This is a genomic window from Actinophytocola sp. NPDC049390, from assembly GCF_044466355.1.
Lineage (GTDB): Bacteria > Actinomycetota > Actinomycetes > Mycobacteriales > Pseudonocardiaceae > Actinophytocola.
On sequence record NZ_JBITMQ010000022.1, the window covers coordinates 74,000 to 91,378 of the forward strand.

The following is a 17,379-nucleotide window of genomic DNA, read 5'->3' on the forward strand; positions in this document are numbered from 1 at the left end:
CGGTGCCCGCACCGGAAGCACGGTCAACGCGTCACCCCGCGGCCGTGCGGTGTGCGAGTTGCCCACGGTGCGCCCGGCGTGGTGGGCAGATCGTCTGCTGACCTGTCCGGGTGCGCGAGGCACAGTCGACGACGTGCTCACCAGCGACCCCGGCAGAACCCCGACCGCGCGTGACCACCGCGGCGGTCTGCTCCAACGGAACACGTTGCTCACCGACCTCCGCGGCGCCGCGGGCGCGCGGCTGGTGTTGCTCACCGGGCCGCCGGGCTCCGGCAAGTCGGTCCTCGCCGGTCAGCTGGTGGCCGCCGCGGACGCGGACACGCGGTACGTCCTCCTCCGCTGCACCCACCTCGCCAGGAGCGGTCTGGCACGCGAGCTGGCCGCGCTCACCGGTTCGTCCGCGGCCGGCATGTCCGAGCTGGTCGACGACCTCGGCCGCGCGGGCACCCCCGTGACGGTCGTCGTGGACGACGTCCACGCGTTACGCACACCGGCGGATCTCGCCGACCTGAACCGGTTGCTCGCCGAGGCCCCGGACCACGTGCGGTTCGTCGTCACCACCCGGGACGCCCGGCCGTTCGACCTGTCCGCCGTGCCCGGCCCGGTGTACCGGTTGAGCTACCGGCAGCTCAGGTTCACCCCCGACGACGTCGCCCGGTTGTTCGAGACCGTCTACCTGGCGCCGGTGGCCGACCCGGAGGCGTTGTGCGCGCGGGTCGAGGGGTTACCTTCCGCGCTGCGCCACCTGCACCTGGACACCGCGTGGCTGTCCGGGGCCGAGCGCGACGCGGTGCTCCGCGACCCCGTGCCGCGTTCGGAACGGCTGCGCGAGTTCCTCACCTGCGCCGTGCTCGGCGCGCTGCCGCCCGCCCTGCGCGAGTTCGCGGTCGACGTCAGCCCGCTCGGCCGCCTCAGCGGCCCGTTGTGCGACGCGCTGCTCGGCGCCGAGGACAGCGAGGACAACCTCGCCGAGCTCGCCGCGCGGGAGGCGCTGACGTTCCACGTCGGACTGACCGAGTTCCGGTTCCACGCGCTGCTCGGCACGCTGCTCGAACTGCGGCTCGCCGAACGCCGCGGCCCGCACCGCACCCGCCAGACCTACCAGACGGCGATGGCGCTCCTGCTCGACGCCGGCAAGCCGGCCGACGCCCACCGGTGCGCCGCGCACGCCGGGGACTGGGTCACCGCCGCCCGCCTCGCCCACGAGTACGGCCTGACCGTCACCGGGCTCGACGACCCGTGGGTCGAGTTGGCCGAGGCACGGCGGCTGCGCGCGGCAGGCCGCTTCACCGAGGCCCACGCACACTACGCGGAGGCCGCTGCCCGGCTGCCCGACGGGCCGCTGCGCTGGCAGTGCGAACACGAACGCACGGCGGCCTCGCACTCGATGCGCGACCACGCCGAGACCGGGTCACCCCCGGTGGACTACGACGTGATCGGCCACCTGACGGACGCGTTGCGGGAACACCCGGCCAGGATGATGGCCCACGCGGTGCCGTCGGCGAGCCCGGAATGGGTCCTCGCCCGCGCGGTGGCGGCGATGGTCGACGGGCGGATCGACACCGCCGTCGAACTCGCCGAGCCGCTCACCGGTGTCGCGGCGCCGTTCGCGTCGCTCGCGGCGCGGCTGCTCGTCACCGCGATCACCACCGCGGTGTACGGGCGCGGCACCGTCGCGCAGTTCTACGCGCTGGCCGGGGAGGCGGAGGCGGAGGGCTGGCTGTGGCTGGCCAGGATCGCGCGGGCGACGACCGCCGTGCTGGAACCCGCCGCGTGCGCGGACGCCACCGCGGCGCACGCGGAGTTCGAGGCGGCGGGCGACGACTGGGGTTGCCTGATCGTGATGCTGGTGCTGCTGATCGGCCAGCTGCGGGCGGGGCAGCCCCGCGACCCCGCGGTCCTGCGGCGCACCCTGGTGCGGCTGCGGCGGATGCGCGCCCCGCTGCTGGAGATGTGGCTGCGGGCACTGGTGGGCCCGGAGGTCGAACGGCTGGAGGCCGACGACCCGGCCCTCGCCGCGACCGCACCGGACCGGCCGTGGGCGCGGGACATGGCCGACCACAACTGCCCGGCGATCATCGCCGTGCTCAGCACGCCTCCGGCCGCCACGCGGCGGTCCCCGCTGGCACTTGTGGCGCCGACCGTCCAGACGCCGCCCGTCGCGGTCCGCTGCTTCGTCACGTTCGAGGTGGAGGTGGCGGGCGAGCCGGTGCCGCTCGACGGGTTGCGCGCGCAGGCCCGGCGGCTGCTGCGGCTGCTCGCCGTGCACTACGGCCAGCCGATCCACGAGGAGCGGCTGGCGGCGGTGCTGTGGCCGGACACGGCGCTCAAGCCGGCGAAACGACGGCTCCAGGTCGCGATCTCCAGCCTGCGCACGCTGTTCCGCACGCACCTGCCGGACGAGCGGCACGGCGGGATCGTCCGCCACGGCAGCGCCTACCTGCTGCGATTACCCGAGGGGTCCACCGTGGACGTCGTGGAGTTCGCCGCCGCGATGCGGGAGTGGCGAGGGCGGCGACGGCCACACGACCCGCGTCAGGTGCGTGAGATCGGCACCAGGGTGCTCGACCTCTACCGGGGCGAGCTGCTGGCCGAGGAAGGCTCCGCCGAGTGGCTCCTCGCCAGGCGCGAGTCGCTGCGCGGCGAGGCGATGGGCGTGGCGGTCAGTCTCGCGAGCCTGGAGCTCGACACCGGTGCCCCGGCCGCCGCCGCGGCGCTGTGCGAGCGGGCGCTCGCCATCGACGACCTCGACCACCGCCTGTGGACGGTGCTCGCCGAAGCCCGCGCACGGCTCGGCGACACCGACGGCGCGTCCCGCGCGCACGACGCCTACCGGGCCCTCCTCGCGGAGGGCTGATGGGCTACTTGAGCGCGAAGAACTCCAGTTCGCTGATCGCCACCGTCCGCCGTTCCGTCCCGCTGTAGACGTCGACCACCTCGATGGTCACCGACGTCACCAGCGTCGCGTTGGACAGCGCGAGGGTCTGCTCTCCTCTGGTGTCGAGCGGGAGAACGTTCTCGCTCTTCCCGGTGCTGTAGGTGAGCCGCAGGATCGACGGCCTGCCGTTCTCCGTGAACTCGTCCGCCGCGCCGGAGTGGATGATGATCGAGCGCAGCAGGTGGCTCTCGTCGAAGCGGACCGTGATCTTCGGCCGGTTGCCGGCCAGCTCGGCGGCCCAGTAGGTGTCGTCGTAGGTGTCGATGAGCAGCCTGGAGTCGTGCCCCGGGAGCGCGTGGACCGACGTCAGCGAGGCCGGGCGGACCGGGTCCATCGTCGGGACGATCTTGCGGTACACCGCGCGCGCGTTGTCGATCACCACCGCGCGGAACGGCGGGTAGACGGCGTACACCAGGCCGAGCGTCAGCCCGACGAGCACCAGCGCGGCCCGGAGCCGCCGGAACGTCAGCTTCATCAACCACGAGCGGCGGCCCCGGGTGCCCTTCGCGCCGGGTCTCGTGCCGAGCGGGTACTTCCGCCGCCGCCGCCGGAACAGGCGACGCCACCACACCAGCCGCACGACACCGGCGTCGGCGAGGGTCTCGCCGCACCGGCTGCAGAAGTTCCGCGACGGCGCGTTGCCCTCCCCGCAGGCGGCGCAGACGAGGTCGTCCGGTTCGAGCCGCCTGCTCGGTTTGGTCCGCACGACGGCACGGGTCTTCTTGACGGCCGGAGCGGGTGCCAGCTCGGGCGGTTCCTCCGGGCGCGCGGTGGCGAGCCCGTCGACGGGCTGGGCGAGCGCGGACACCAGTTCCGGCGCCGGGGGCGGGGAGCCCACGTCGACACCGTCCACACTGTCCACTGCCGCCGAGGCCGCGGCCGGTGGCGACGGCACCTTTCCGCTCGGCGGCACCGACTTCGCACCCGGTGGAGGCGGCGGAGCCTTCGCACCCGGCGCCGGAGGCGGGACCGTCCCACCTGGCGGCGGGACCTTCCCACCCGGCGGAGGCGGCGGCGGAGCCTTCCCACCCGGCGGAGGCGGCGGCGGGACCTTCCCACCCGGCGGAGGCGGCGGCGGAGCCTTCCCACCCGGCGGAGGCGGCGGCGGGACCTTCCCACCCGGCGGAGGCGGCGGCGGGACCTTCGCACCCGGTGGAGGTGGCGGGGCCTTCCCCCCCGGCGGGGGTGGCGGTGGCGGCTTCTCCGCGGGTGGTGCCTCGGGTGGTGGCGGCGGTTCCGACTCGGACGTCCACGCCGCGACCGCCGACGCCGACGACGTGCGCGGTTCCACCCGGACGCGGGCGGGCAACCAGGAGCGGATCCTTCTGCGCACCCGCTGCCACCACGTCAGCTTCTCCTCGACCGCGGGCGGCGGCTCCGCCACCACCACCACGACCTCGGGCGGCGGGGTCACCTTCTCGCCGTTCCACTCGAGGAACCGGCCGCAGTCGCCGCAGAAGGCGTGCGTCTCGTCGTTGTGGTTGCCACACATCGTGCAGACGATCATGGGAGCACTCTCAGCGTGTGCGCGACGTGCACCGGTTTGGCGGCCCGGACGACCGCGGCGACGGCCTCCTCGGAGACCTGCGACGGCTCGCGGGGACGGACCACCACCCGCACCCAGTGCTCGCCGTCGTCGGGGAGCGCGGGCCGGGGGCGGACCGACCACGACACCCCGCCGCTCTCCTCGATGTCGACGTCGCCGTCGACCACGACCGCCAGGTGCCTGCGCAGCCCGGCCATCGTGCCGCGCATGCGGAACAGGTCGACCGCCTCCGCGACCACCGCACGCTGTGCCGCCATCGGCCAGCTCTCGTCGAGCAGCACACCGAACCAGCTCGACAGCCAGCGCACGAACTCCTCGGGCGCCAGGAGCGGGTCGACGTAGGCGTGCACGCAGTCGATGACGTTGATCAGGGAGGCCAGCACGTCGTCGAAACCCGCGGTCCACCGCACGGCACCCTGGCTCCGCGCGTAGACGGCGGGCAGGTAGTCGATCAGCGGGTACGGCGACGGCAGCGGTGGCGCCTCGGTGGCGGTGGGCGCGGTCATGTCGTCTCCACCCGCACCTGGTGGTCGAAGGAGAAGACCAGCCCGCCCGGGCCGACGGACAGGCGCGTGCTCTCGCTCCCGCGTTCGCCGGTGACGGGGTTGGCGCCGTAGAGCCGCACGTCCTCGACCACGTCGACCCCGCGCACGGACTGCAGCAACGCGAACACCTCCCCGTGTGTCACACGGCGGCCGAAGGCCCAGCCCGTGCCGTCGGCGCCGCCGGTGAGCGGGTTCAGGTAGCCGTACAGCGCGCGCAAGGCGTGTGCCCGGACCTCGTCCGGGTCGAGGCGGGTCCGCGCGACGAGGCGGGCGACCACCGTGACGCCGCGGTAGCGCGGCGGTTCGACGAGCACCCTCGTGCCGACCAGGCGGACCTCCTCCAGCCGGTCCGCGATCCGCGCCAGCGTGGCCTCGCCCGGCACCAGGTCGGCGAAGGCCAGCTCGCCGTTGCGGTGCGCGGCCGCCGGGACCACCAGCACCTTGACCGAGCCCGTCGGGACGTCGTCCTCGCCCGCGGTCACGCAGTGGATGCGCGCCACCTCCGGCGCCGCCTCGCGCGCGATCGCCTCGTAGTCCTCGGCGGTCACCGCCCTGCTGCGGGTGCGCAGCATGATCGGGCCGCGTGCCTTCGCCTCTTCGAGGGTCTCCCCGTCGACACCGCCCGCGGCGGGGTGCAGGTTCGTCACCCCGGCCACGAACGGGATGGACGCCTTCAGCGTGTCCACGGCGAACCGCGCGACGTTCCCGCCGACGCCGCCGCCGTGGTAGTAGCGGCGCATGCGGATACGCGTCCCCCGCGGGGGCACCGCACCGTGCCGTCGCAGCCCGCCGTCCTGGAGGCGGACCGCCGGGCCGAACTCGACCTCGCCGCCGACCGCGTCCAGCACGAAGTGCCGGTCGTCGGGGCCGGAGGCGGCGAAGTTGTCCACCGCCGTCCACTCCTGCCAGCCGTCGTCGGTCGCGACCTCGAGCACCGGCGCGTGGGCGCCGGCGAGCACCGGGGCGCGCAGCAGGGAGTACCGCTGTCCCGGCGTGCCCTCGGACTCGCCGAGTTCCTCGAACTCCACCAGCTCGCCGTGCACCGCGGTCGCCGTGCCGCCGACCGTGCCCGACCGCATGGCCCGCACGACCGGGCTGGAGCTGTACGCGGGCTGGCCGGGCAACGGGTCGACCACCCTGATCCGCAGCCACCCGGCGCGTTGCTCGTCGATCACGCTCGCCCGGTGGGACTCCGGGACGTGCACGACGACGCGACCCGGCCGGTTCAACCCGCCGGTCTCGTCGGTCGTCACCTCGCATTCCGCCCAGTCGTCCCCCGTCCACGCCTCCCACACGATCGGCGGGTGCAGCGGGTTGACGCCCACACCGGAGGTGCCGCAGTCGATGTCGACGCGCACCGCGCACGACGGTGCCTCGTCGACCAGGCCGATCAGCAGCACGTCGTCCAGCCGCGGCGGTTCGCTGAACGCCGCGAACTCCTTGCCCAGCTCGACCACCGCGGTCTGGTTCTCGCTGCCCACACCGGCGCCGACGACCCGCCGCACCGCGGCGATGGCGGTCGGCCGCAGCGGCAGGTCCGCCACGGTGGAGAAGACGATCGCGTCGTCGCTCTCCGTGCGGGTGGTGGACACCTTGGTGCCGGCCCGGATGACCAGCGGCGCGCGGGCAGGTGTCGACAGCCAGAACGTCACCCCCACCTCGGCGGGGGTGGGCGGGAGCATCCGCAGTCCCAGCAGTTCCAGGAACTTCACGTAGAGGCGGTCCGGCACCCGGTTGAGGCGGTAGCAGAGCTGCTCGGTCATGAACGCGAACGTCTCGATGAGCGTGACGCCGGGGTCGGACACGTTGTGGTCCGTCCACTCCGGACACCGGCGCATCACGTACTTCTTCGCGTCGTCGACGAACTCCTGGAAGCGGCGGTCGTCGAGACTCGGCGCGGGAAGGACCATCAGTAGTCTCCCTCTTCGGGAATCGTGTAGAAGGGGTGGACCAGGTTCCGCTCGTCGTTCTCGCCCTTGATCCGGTAGGTGATGTCGATCAGCAGCAGGGACGGCTGGTCCGGGTCGGCCCGGACCGCGACGTCCTCGACGGCGACCCTGGGCTCCCACAGGTCCAGCGACTTGCGGACCTCGCTCTCGACGGCCGCGAACACCGCGACGCTCGCGCCCTCGAACGTGAAGTCCCGCAGCCGGGACCCGAACCGGGGGCGGAACGGCCGTTCCCCCGGGTAGGTGTTGAGCACGAGCGCCATGGCCTGTTCCAGCTTGCGCGGACCGCCCGCCGTGGCGATGGTGCCGTTGACGGTGAAGTCGAGCGGGAACGACCATCCCCGGCCGACGAACTCGTCGTGTTGGGACACCGGACCTCCTCGCTCAGATCGGGACTGGAATCCCGTTGACGGTCAACAGACCGACGACGTTGACGTTCTCGGCGGTCAGCGTGATGGTGCCGGTCGCGGAGAGGGCCATCCCCGCCCCGCCGTTGATCATCGCCGCGCCCGCGGTGCCCGCGCTCAGGAGTACCAGGCCGTTGTCGGCCGACAGGGAGACGCTCGGCATCGGGTTGACCGACGTGCCGGGCACCATCGCCGCGTTGATGCTCACCCCGGCGTTGACCTGGTCGACGGTCACCGACACCTCACCGTTCTGGCTGCCCAGCCGGACGGACGAACCGATCGCGGGCGTGCCCAGCCCGGCACCCGCGGCCCCGGCGCCCGTGCTCTTGCCCGTGCCGCCGGTCGAACTGCCGGTCGTGCTGCCGGTCGAGCCTGTGTCGGCGGAGCCGGACTGGTCCGCGGTGGCGCCCGCCGCCGCGCCCATCGGCAGCGGCACGTCGTAGAACAGCAACGAGTTGCCAGTGCTCGACACGTAACCCCGGTGGTGCACCTCGCTGACCATCCCCGGTGTCACCACCGATCCCGCCGCGGAACCACCGCGAGCACCGCCACCGCCACCGATCCCGCTGAGCCCGTCGGCCACCGTGTTGGCGGCGTTGGTGTACATGGCGAGGTTGGCGTCGGCCGCTTCGCCGTACGCAGCCCCGACGGAACTGGTGTCGACGAGACCGCCGGTCATGAAGCCCGCCGTGCCCGCGACGTTGCCGACCACCGTCTTCGCGAGCCCGGTGCCCATGGCCATCTGCGCGTTGAACGTGTCCGCGAGGGTGGTGAAGATGTTCGCGTCCTCGTTCAGGATGCTGTCGACGATCCCCGAGACGAACTCGCCGCCCGCCTGCAACGGCCCCGACGCCGACACGTCCCACTGGGTGAGGTTGTTCATCATGCCGCCGAGCACGTAGGGCCTGCGGACGTCACCGAACTCGAACGCCACCAGCACCTCGTCGCCGATCTCGGGCAGGAACATCGCGCCGGTCTTCTGCCCGGCGATGAACTGTATGTTCGGTGCCCAGTCGGTCTCGAAGTCCGGCGACAGCCACGGCAACGTGACCTTCATCCGGCCCTTGGCGAGCGGGTCGGCGCAGTTGCTGACTACCCCGCACACCACGCCGGACAGCTTGGCGCGGTCGGTGGCGGGCGCCGCCTTCGACGCGAGCCCGGACACGGTGCGGTCCTGCCTGCCGTGTGCCGAGAAGATCACCCGGTACCCGTACTCGAGGTCGTCGAACACGTGCCTGGCGCGGGACACCCGCCACGTGCCACCGAACTCCGCCGGTACGCCGGAGATGTCGAGCACCGCCCCGGGCTGCACGGCCGCGTTGCCCTTCACCTCGCCTTCCGCCTCGGCGAAGGTGCCGCCTGCCGCGCTCCCGAAGGCCGCGGCCACGGTCGGTCCGGCGGTCGGCATCGACGCCGCGTTCGCGAACGGCCGGTCGGCCCGTACGTTCGCCGTGGCGCTCGGCCGCGGGCCGAGATAACCGACCGGCGACCCCAGCATGCCGCCGACCGTGCCCGAGCCACCCCGCCCACCTCCGGCACCACCGAGTCCACTCGCGACACCGCCCAGATCGCCGGAGACCGCGGCGCCCGCGGCACCGCCGAGACCGGCCGCCGCGCCGCGCGCGGTGAACCGCTCTCCGAGGGACGACGGCGAGTTCGTGCCTCCGGAAGCCATCCGGACGTTCTCCGCCACCGCCTTGCGGGCCATGGGATCCCAGACGCGCACCTCGACGTCGGGGGTCAGGTTGCCCGCGGTGATCCGGGGCCGGAAACTGATCAGGTCGTCCGGGTAGGCGATCGCGACGTGTTGTGCCGACGGGACGTCGCCCGAGGGCCGGAAGTGGAACCGGTCCGCCACCACACCGAACTCGCAGCCGGTCTCCCGTGCGCGTGCGGCGAGGAACTCCCAGTCGGTCTGGCTCACCTGCGCGAGATAGCCGTGGGTGAACCCACTACACCGCACGTCGCCCACGGTCAGGCCGGCCTCGGTCGCGATCTGGCGCGCGACGTCGGAGTCGGTCACGTTGATGAAGCTGCGGCTGCGCTTGGCCCGCTGCAACCGGTGCTCGGCGGTGTAGCCCCGCACGACGGTGCGCAGGGTCATCCCGCGGAGCTGCGCCTCGAGCCCGGTCACCTCGCCGGTGACCAACGTGAGTGCCGTGCCGGACGGGCCGGCACCGGTGACCGTGATCGCGGAGCCCATCGAGATCCGTGCCTCGCTCAGGCTCTTGCCGTCCGCGTCGAGGAACGTCAGCTCGAACATGCCCGGCAGGTGCGCGTCGTTGTCCACCACCACCCGTTGCAGTCGGGCCGCGAGGTCGGCGCGCAGCGGTGTCCCGTCGACCGAGACACTGGGCCGCCCGGTCGCCTCGGTGTTGGCGACGGTCTCTTCGGTGTCGGTCATCGCGTCTCCTGTATGTCGCCTGCGGGCGGGATCGCCAGCCGCCTGCCGGGCCGCACCCGCAGGGGGTCGTCGATGCGGTTCGCCTCGGTGACCGCGCGCCACGCGTTGGGGCTGCCGTAGGCGCGGGTTGCGATCTGCACGACGTTCTCGCCCTGGGTCACCACGTGACGGGTGCGCCCCGGCACGCCGCCGGAGGTCGGGTTGGTCCTCGGCTTGCCGACGACGTACTCGACCAGGTCGACCTCGACCGTGGCCCAGACCGGGATGCCGTAGTCGTCGAACCTCTTGTACTTGACCGACACGTACTCGAGCGTCACCGGCAGGTTGCGCCCCGCCGGACCGGACAGCCCCCAGCTGAACAGCAGGACCGGCAGACGGAAGAACACCGGCGTCGAACCGGTCACCTCCGGTCCTTTCGTTTCGGGCGGCGCGTCGCCGCCCGAAACCGCGTTCGCCGTCTTGCTCGCGATGGCCTCGTCCGCGAACGACTTGATGGCGGCCGCCGCCGAGTACGACCCGAGGTGGTACGCCGCCACGGCGTCGATCGGGGCGGGGGTGGCCCAGCCGATGAGTCTGTCCACAGAGGACTTGGTGAGGACGCCGAACAGGTGCGCGTTGGTCAGCTTCCACCGGATGTTGCTGGTGCCCTTGAGTGCGTCCTCGAAGCTGTGTTTGACCACTCCCCGTTTGCCCTCGGTGGTGTTCCGCTTCTGCACGCTCACCGACTCGGGGTTGAGCCCGAACACCACCGGGAGCCCGCCGGACTCGGCCGTGAGGGTCGCCTTCGCGTTGCCCGTGACCAGGCCCGCGGCGTTGGTGAGGTTGGAGACGGTGCGTCCGGAGACCATGTCACAGAAACCCTTCGTGCACGAGCTCGAGCGTCTCGGTCGCCACCTTCGCCTTGTCCGCGTCCAGGGAAGGACCCGTCAGGCCGGAGGGGTAGACGTTTCGCAGCTCCCAGGAGGTGACCTCCCGCCACTCCGCGTCGAGGAGGCGGATCGTCGCGTCATCCCCGAGGAACATGCCCACCACCATCGGCATGGCGCCCGGCTGACCGAAGGTGGACCACTTGTCCTTCACCCAGTCCCGCACGGCGGTGGACGAGGAGTCGATCACCCGCGTCAGCTTGACGGGCGTGTACTCGACGTCGGCGAACAGGATCCGCTGGAAGGTGTACTCGCCGTGGTCGTAGAACCGGTGCACCTTCGCCCTGACGTCCAGGCCCGCGCAGGACGCCCACTCACCGAGGCTGATCCCGCCGACGGACACGCTGAACCGCATGGTCATGCCCATCCCGGGCCGTGTTCCCGTCCGCGTCACATCGTGCTCCTCTCTGCCGCGTGCTTCGTCAGGCCCGATGCGCCCCGGTCAGAAATCCGTTGTGGACAATGGTGAGCGTCTCCATCGCGACCCGTCCGGTCGTCGCGTCGAACTCGCTGATCTGCCAGGCCTTGGGGAACATGTCGTGCAGGGTCCACGTCGCCACGGGCAGCCCCGCCGAGGTCAGCATCTCCACCGCGCCTTCCTCCGGTACGCCGCCGTACGCGTGCACCTCGTCGAGCCACGCCTGGACCGCGGTCGTGCCCGTCGTGTCCGCGGCCCGGCTGAGCTTGACCTCGTCGAAGCGTGGGATGCCCGCGAACCGGTCGACGTGACCCGAGTCGCCCCTGCGGTACTCGGCCACGTCCCACTTGACCGACAGACCGGACACTTTGGACCACGCGCCGAGGTCGCGCGAACCCGCGGTCACGGCGAACCGGTGCGCCATCCCGTGCAGCAACGCCCGCCCGTTGGACCCCGCCTCCTGCATGTGCCTTCTCCTGTCAGCCGAAGTCGAGCAGCGTGCCGGACCGTTCGCGGTCGACGACCATGTCGAGCCGGATGCGGCTCATGAGCTCGTGGTGAATGCGCCCGGCCAGTTCCTCGAAGTCGTCGACGTCGTCGAGGTCGAACCACCGGCGCGGCGGCTCGTCGGCGTAGAGGTCCGCGATCGCGTCGGCGAGCTTCGCGACGGTCGCCTCGTCGAACTCCCACCCGCTGCCGGACGGTTTCCCGCCACCACCCGCGTCGTCGGCGTCCGGCCTGTCCACTCCGGTGCCACCGTCCCCCGTGCCACCGTCCTCCGTGCCGCCGTCTTCCGTGCCGCCTTCTCCCGTACCGTCGTCCTCGGCGTCGAGGTCGAACGGGTCCGACCCGAACAGCGACGAGACGTCCAGTACCGGTTTCCTGTCCATCCCCTCGGGCATGCGGCTCTGCCCGGTGTCCGGGTCGAACTCCGCGAAGATCGTGTGCACGTTCAGGTTCGGCCTGTTGAGTGGTGACTTGGAGAAGCTCTTCAGCACGTCGTCCACCCGGTACCGCTTGCCACTGCCCTTCGGGTTCTGCGTTTGCTGGTTGGCCGTGCCGACCGGGTGCACCAGGGTGGGTGGGGATCCACTCGCGCCGTCCGCCACCCAACGCTCGACCTTGACCGCGTCCTGCTCGAGCTGTGTCGCGGCGGCCGACCCCTGGGAGGGGAGCGCCGACCCGAGCTTGCGTTGCTGTGCGGCGTGGGTGAGTTCGTGCGCCAGCAAGGGCGCGGCCATGGTGCTGTCCAGCGCGCCGACGTCGTCCGGCACGTACACCACGTTGTCGTCGGTGTAGCCGCGGACGCCGAGCCGGTGCGACATGGCGGTGACGTCCCGTCCCCGCCGCACCGTCACGTCCGAGACGTCGACCCCGACCGCGAGCTCCACCGGACGCACCACCGAGGACGGTGCACGCTCCTCGACGATCCCCGGTCCGTCCGAACCGGACTCATCGTCCGATGGACCGCTCCCCATGGCGAACTGCGCCCGGCTCGACGGGACGTTCTCGACGCCACCAACCGGTACCGGCCACCGGACGACCGCGTTCGGGAGTCCCGCGGGCACGGTCGCGCCGCGCCCCGGCGGAGTGACCGCGTTCACCACGGGCTCCGGGTGCGCGCGCTGCCTGGGTTCGCCGGGCCAGTACGGCCGAAGCGGAACGGAGGACCGGCCGTCGGGCGCCGGTGCGCCACGGCGCGGGTCGACGAGCCGCACGACGTCCGGCAGCCGACCGGGCCGGCCGTGAGTTCCCTCGGCGATCACCACATCTCCCGGCTGCGTCACAGGGTCGTCGGCAGAGTCACCAGCAGAGTTGTCGGCAGAGTTGTCGGCAGAGTCATCGAAAGGGTTGTCGGCAAGGTTGTCGACAGGGTTGTCGGCAGGGTCACCGGCAGAGTTGTCGACAGGGTTGTCCGCAGAGTCATCGACAGGGTCACCGGCAGGGTTGTCCGCAGAGTCATCGACAGGGTTGTCGGCAGGGTTGTCGACAGGGTCACCGGCAGGGTCACCGGCAGAGTCGTCGACAGAGTTGTCGACAGGGTCATCGACAGGGTTGTCGGCGGCACCACCGGCAGGGTCGTCCGCTACCCCGGCATCCGGCACCATGCCATCCCGTGGCGGCACCATGCCATCCCGTGGCGGCGACGAGCCCGCGTCCTCCGGCTGCCAGTCCTCGGCCGTGTCCCTCGGGGCCGCGGATCGCGCCTGGTCCCGCGTCACCTCCCGCCGCCGCACGGGCAGCACCTCCTGCGGCGCCGGCTGTCGCGCGTCGCGCCGCGCGTTGTCGTGAACCACCGGCCGGGCGTCTCGCACCTGCCGCGGAGCCTGTTGCCGGACCTCCCGCCATGCCTGCCGCGGTGTCTCCGCCACAGCCTCCCGCCGCGCGACCCGCAGGGCTTCCCGCCGCACCGGTGGCGCCTCGTGCACGGTCTCGTGCCGCGCGTCCTCGACGCCCTCCTGCCGCGCCCGCGACGCTTCCCGCACGACCTCCCGCGCTGTCTCCTGTCCTGCTTCCGGCGGTGCCGTCCGTGGTTGCTCCTCCCCCGCCGTCAGCCGGGGCTCCCGCGGTGCCCCGGCCCGCGCCACCTCCTGTTCCACCCCCTCCCGAGGAACCTCCGAACGGGCTTCCCCTCCCACCGGTCGCGGCTCCTCCGGTACGTCCGGCCGTCGTTCGTCCCGTCGCGACGCCGATCGCGGCCCGGGCGGCTCCACCGGCCCCGACTCCACAGCTGCCTCCGCCCGCCCGCTGGACGCCTCCGGCAGCGGCTCGGCATTGCCTGCCGCTTGGTCCGTCGCCGGACCGGGAGGTTCGTGCTCCCCGGGCAGGTCCGGCTGCTCGGTCTCCTGGACCGCCCGGTCCGCGGCGGACGCGCTCGGCGGCGGTGTGGTGGATGCCTGCCTGAGGGTCAGCCCCTGGCGCCGGGCCTGCGCGAGCGACGCCCGCCGGGCCGCCGGTGGCCGGGACCCGGGCTCCGGCACCGAAACCGGCGGCGCCGGAGCCAACGGGACGTCGGCCGGTCCCGCCGCCACGTGCCCCTCGTCGTCCGCACGCGTGGCGGCGACGTGGGGGCGTGGCTGCGCCTCGCCGTTGGCCTCCAGGTAGGACCGCGCCAGCAGGCGGTCCTTCTCCGCGTACGCCCGGTGCAGGAACTCTGACGGTGTCCACGGCGTGGCCGGCGCCGTCGGCGGTGCCGTCCACCGCGGTGCGGCCACGGTGAGCGGGCTTTCCGGGACGTCACCGGACCGGGTGGGCAAGGCTCGCGGACCGGCGTCCGGGAGCGGGTCCGGCGCCTCGAACCCGTCCGCCGGGCCGCCGCGGCGATGGACCGGCAGCGCGGCCCGGTCACCGTCGCGGACCGCTGGACCGGGCACGGCCGTGACGAGGCCGAGCACCCTGCCCACCGGGCCGTTTCGGCGTGACAGCACCGGCTCCGGCAGCGTCAGGCGGTCCAGGAGACTGGGGGCGACGGACGGAATCGTCAGCGGTGCGCTACCGGACAGGATCGCGGGCAGCGGCGGCAGCGACCGCCACGCGCCCGCGGGGCGCGCCACGGCGGACGGCGCACCCGTGACGGGGTCCGCGTCCCGCGCCTGCCGGCGCCACGGCCACCACTTCATCGCGAGCTCCTCTGTCAGTACCGCTCCGGCGTCTCGTCCACACGGGCGTTGATGGCGGCGATCTCCTCGATCACCCGTGCCCTCGTCCGGTGGTCGAGTTCGAGGATCGAGTCGAACGACCAGTGCAGGTAGTAGGCGATGTAGACGATCTCCTCCCACAGCCGGTCGGACTCCTCGACCACGGGCCCGGTCACGGCGCGGCCTCACCGGCCACGTCGACGAGGAACCGGTGCTCGCACTTGGGGCACGCGACCTCGCCCTCGGTGTGTCCCAACTGGTTGACGCGCCGGTACAGGTCCTGCAGGAACGCGAGGTCGGAGGCGAACATGTGCTCGACCACGAACCGGTCGACCACCGGCAGGGAGCCGAGCCGCGTGAGCGTCCGCATGATCAGGTAGATGGTCAGGTACGAAGCGTTCTGCCGGACCAGCGGCTCGGCCTGCGCGGTCAGCTCGTCCTTCGCCGTCGCGAGCCGCAGCGCGCCGTCCCGGTGCACCCTGCCTTCCTCGTCCACGTAGCCGCGGGGCAGGGTGAAGGGGAACTCGGTGCGCAGCCCCGGCTGTTCGGTGACGGCGGTGGTCATCGCTGCTTGACGTCGATCTGCTCACAGGTGAGCGTGACCGTCGCGATCGACGGCTTGCTGTCACCCGCGCTCATCGCCGAGATGTCCAGTTTGGACGGCCAGGCGTTGATCAGGTCGTAGGTCTGCTTGATCACGCCCGCCATGTCCAGCAGCATCAGTGAGCAGCTGCGCCGGGCGGTCGGCTGCCCGGCCAGCACCTCCTGGTGCCACGTCCACAACGCCAGGTCCTGGTCGACACCGCGCTTGAGCACCACGGTCGCCGGCTTGGTGCGGCCGAACTGCTTGGACAGCGACACACCGAGCCGGTTGCTCGACAGGTACTCGGCCACCTCCACCTCGGAGGTGATGCCGGACAGCTCGGAGAACGAGATCTCCGCCATCCGGTCCGCGGTGATCACGAACCGGGCCGCGCTGACGAGGGTGTTGGTGTTGGTGCTCGCGGTCGAGACACGGGGCAACGCCATGGTTCACTCCAAACCGTTCTGGGATTTGCTCACTCTTCGAGGGCCGGGCCCTGCGGCATCTGGGCGATGCGGAACACCACGAACTCGGCGGGTTTGACCGGGGCGACCCCGATCTCGATGATCAGGTTGCCCGCGTCGCGGGACTCCGGCGGGTTGTTCTCCTCGTCGCACTTGACGTAGTAGGCGTCGGAGGCCGCGCGGCCCATCAGCGCACCGCTGCGCCAGATCCGTTGCAGGAACGCGCCGACGACCCGGCGCACCGAGGCCCACAGGTACTCGTCGTTGGGTTCGAAGACCACCCAGTTGGTCCCGTTGAGGATCGACTCCTCGATGAAGTTGAACAGCCGCCGCACGTTGATGTAACGCCACTCCGGGTCGCTGGAGAGCGTCCGCGCACCCCACACCCGGATGCCCTGGCCGGGGAACGCCCGGATGCAGTTGACGCCACCGGGGTTGAGCTGTTCCTGCTCGCCCCGGCTGATCGCCTTCTCCAGCGCCACCACGCCCCGCACGACCTCGTTGGCAGGCGCCTTGTGCACGCCCCGGGTCTCGTCGCTGCGGCCCCAGATGCCCGCCATGTGCCCGCTGGGCGGCAACGAGATCGCACGGCCCGTCGTCGGGTCCAGCGCGGTGATCCACGGCCAGTACAGGGTGGCGAACTTCGAGTCGTAGCCCGCGACCTCGCTGCGCCAGTGCTTGATCTGCTGGGAGTTCATGCCGGGCGGCGGGTCGAGGATCGCGACGCGGTCGGACATCAGCTCGCAGTGCGCGATCATCGCGAGCTGCACCGCCTTCACCCCGTCGGCGTCGATCAGGCCGCGCTGGTAGGCCGAGAGCAGGTCCGGGGCGAGCACCATGGTGATCTCGTCGATGGCCTCGAAACCGCCGATGCCCGTGCGCTCCACCGCGTCGCCGACGTAGGTGCTCGGTGTCACCGCCACCGCGTCCGACGCGGACGTGCCCAGCGACACCACCGCGTCCCTGCGCGGCGCGACCGCCGTGCCGGTCTTGCTCTGTTCCAACGCGATCAGCTTCGACTGCTTGGCCACCACGGTCGCGACGTTGCGCGGCCCGCGCTTCGCCGTCACGTTGTCGAACGACTCGACCACCTTGCCGTCGCGCAGCACGTCCAGCCGGAAACCGTCCTCGGCCGACTCGCTGGCGTCGGCGATGGCGACGGAGAACTGGCCTGCCTGCGCGGCGTTGAGCGCCTCGACACTGAACGCGGGCCGATCGTCCTGTTCGGACGACGCGGGCACCGCCACTCGGGGCGCCGCGCTCCCGTTCGCACCGGCACCGGCGGTTTCCGGCAGCCGGACGACGTAGGCCGCGCCGCCACCGTTCAGGAAGTACCCGTACACCGAGTGCGGCAGGTACGCGTCCTCGACGAAACCGCCGAAGACCCGGGTGTAGTGCGTCCAGCTGGTGATCAGCGTCGGCTCGGAGACGGGGCCCTTCTCCGCGAAGCCGACGAACCCCGCGACGGCTGTGCCGACGCCCTCGATGGGTTTCGACCCGGAAGACACCTCTTCGACGTACACGCCTGGAGCCAGGTAGTTGGGCATCGACACTCCCAGTT

The 17,379-nt window shown here is 72.2% G+C and carries 14 protein-coding genes; 1 reads left to right on the plus strand and 13 read right to left on the minus strand.

All coding sequences use genetic code 11. The features are described from left to right. Positions 1 to 133 precede the first annotated feature (133 nt). Entirely contained in the window at positions 134 to 2,857 is a 2,724-nt protein-coding gene (locus ACIBVP_RS41690) for a BTAD domain-containing putative transcriptional regulator (RefSeq protein ID WP_396112128.1), read from the plus strand. A gap of 4 nt (positions 2,858 to 2,861) precedes the next feature. On the opposite strand, the gene ACIBVP_RS41695 is transcribed toward ACIBVP_RS41690, so the two are convergent. The 13 genes from ACIBVP_RS41695 to ACIBVP_RS41755 are packed head-to-tail and all read right to left on the minus strand — an operon-like array spanning position 2,862 to position 17,365. After that, a complete protein-coding gene (locus ACIBVP_RS41695; RefSeq protein ID WP_396112129.1) occupies positions 2,862 to 4,445 on the minus strand; it encodes an NADase-type glycan-binding domain-containing protein in 1,584 nt (527 codons plus the stop codon). After that, a complete protein-coding gene (locus ACIBVP_RS41700) occupies positions 4,442 to 4,990 on the minus strand; it encodes a phage tail protein (protein WP_396112130.1) in 549 nt (182 codons plus the stop codon). The genes ACIBVP_RS41695 and ACIBVP_RS41700 overlap by 4 nt, the downstream gene beginning before the upstream one ends. Then, positions 4,987 to 6,939: a putative baseplate assembly protein gene (locus ACIBVP_RS41705; protein WP_396112131.1), complete on the minus strand. Its 1,953-nt coding sequence runs from the start codon at positions 6,937 to 6,939 to the stop codon at positions 4,987 to 4,989. The genes ACIBVP_RS41700 and ACIBVP_RS41705 overlap by 4 nt, the downstream gene beginning before the upstream one ends. Next, complete coding sequence (locus ACIBVP_RS41710; RefSeq protein ID WP_396112132.1) at positions 6,939 to 7,349, minus strand: GPW/gp25 family protein; 411 nt, start codon at positions 7,347 to 7,349, stop codon at positions 6,939 to 6,941. The genes ACIBVP_RS41705 and ACIBVP_RS41710 overlap by 1 nt, the downstream gene beginning before the upstream one ends. A gap of 13 nt (positions 7,350 to 7,362) precedes the next feature. Next, positions 7,363 to 9,789, minus strand: coding sequence for a phage baseplate assembly protein V (locus ACIBVP_RS41715; protein ID WP_396112133.1), 2,427 nt, complete (start codon positions 9,787 to 9,789; stop codon positions 7,363 to 7,365). Continuing rightward, positions 9,786 to 10,637 (minus strand): LysM peptidoglycan-binding domain-containing protein, encoded by an 852-nt coding sequence (locus ACIBVP_RS41720; protein ID WP_396112134.1) that lies wholly within the window; start codon positions 10,635 to 10,637, stop codon positions 9,786 to 9,788. Before ACIBVP_RS41720 ends, ACIBVP_RS41715 begins: the two co-directional genes overlap by 4 nt. A gap of 1 nt (position 10,638) precedes the next feature. Then, a complete protein-coding gene (locus tag ACIBVP_RS41725) occupies positions 10,639 to 11,109 on the minus strand; it encodes a phage tail protein (RefSeq protein ID WP_396112135.1) in 471 nt (156 codons plus the stop codon). 28 nt (positions 11,110 to 11,137) lie between these two features. Next, positions 11,138 to 11,599, minus strand: coding sequence for a phage tail protein (locus ACIBVP_RS41730; RefSeq protein ID WP_396112136.1), 462 nt, complete (start codon positions 11,597 to 11,599; stop codon positions 11,138 to 11,140). Positions 11,600 to 11,612: 13 nt separating this feature from the next. Continuing rightward, complete coding sequence (locus ACIBVP_RS41735; protein ID WP_396112137.1) at positions 11,613 to 14,753, minus strand: DUF4157 domain-containing protein; 3,141 nt, start codon at positions 14,751 to 14,753, stop codon at positions 11,613 to 11,615. A gap of 14 nt (positions 14,754 to 14,767) precedes the next feature. Beyond that, entirely contained in the window at positions 14,768 to 14,947 is a 180-nt protein-coding gene (locus ACIBVP_RS41740) for a DUF6760 family protein (RefSeq protein ID WP_396112139.1), read from the minus strand. Further along, entirely contained in the window at positions 14,944 to 15,336 is a 393-nt protein-coding gene (locus tag ACIBVP_RS41745) for a phage tail assembly protein (RefSeq protein WP_396112140.1), read from the minus strand. The genes ACIBVP_RS41740 and ACIBVP_RS41745 overlap by 4 nt, the downstream gene beginning before the upstream one ends. Then, a complete protein-coding gene (locus ACIBVP_RS41750; protein ID WP_396112142.1) occupies positions 15,333 to 15,800 on the minus strand; it encodes a phage tail protein in 468 nt (155 codons plus the stop codon). Before ACIBVP_RS41750 ends, ACIBVP_RS41745 begins: the two co-directional genes overlap by 4 nt. 29 nt (positions 15,801 to 15,829) lie before the next feature. Next, positions 15,830 to 17,365, minus strand: a complete 1,536-nt coding sequence (locus ACIBVP_RS41755) for a phage tail sheath family protein (RefSeq protein ID WP_396112143.1) — start codon at positions 17,363 to 17,365, stop codon at positions 15,830 to 15,832. Between the last annotated feature and the right edge of the window lie 14 nt (positions 17,366 to 17,379).

Coding starts and splice junctions, on each gene's coding strand:
- ACIBVP_RS41735 (WP_396112137.1), bottom strand. CDS start 14,753: ATGAAGTGGTGGCCGTGGCGCCGGCAGGCGCGGGACGCGGACCCCGTC.
- ACIBVP_RS41700 (WP_396112130.1), bottom strand. CDS start 4,990: ATGACCGCGCCCACCGCCACCGAGGCGCCACCGCTGCCGTCGCCGTAC.
- ACIBVP_RS41705 (WP_396112131.1), bottom strand. CDS start 6,939: ATGGTCCTTCCCGCGCCGAGTCTCGACGACCGCCGCTTCCAGGAGTTC.
- ACIBVP_RS41750 (WP_396112142.1), bottom strand. CDS start 15,800: ATGGCGTTGCCCCGTGTCTCGACCGCGAGCACCAACACCAACACCCTC.
- ACIBVP_RS41715 (WP_396112133.1), bottom strand. CDS start 9,789: ATGACCGACACCGAAGAGACCGTCGCCAACACCGAGGCGACCGGGCGG.
- ACIBVP_RS41720 (WP_396112134.1), bottom strand. CDS start 10,637: ATGGTCTCCGGACGCACCGTCTCCAACCTCACCAACGCCGCGGGCCTG.
- ACIBVP_RS41730 (WP_396112136.1), bottom strand. CDS start 11,599: ATGCAGGAGGCGGGGTCCAACGGGCGGGCGTTGCTGCACGGGATGGCG.
- ACIBVP_RS41755 (WP_396112143.1), bottom strand. CDS start 17,365: ATGCCCAACTACCTGGCTCCAGGCGTGTACGTCGAAGAGGTGTCTTCC.
- ACIBVP_RS41695 (WP_396112129.1), bottom strand. CDS start 4,445: ATGATCGTCTGCACGATGTGTGGCAACCACAACGACGAGACGCACGCC.
- ACIBVP_RS41745 (WP_396112140.1), bottom strand. CDS start 15,336: ATGACCACCGCCGTCACCGAACAGCCGGGGCTGCGCACCGAGTTCCCC.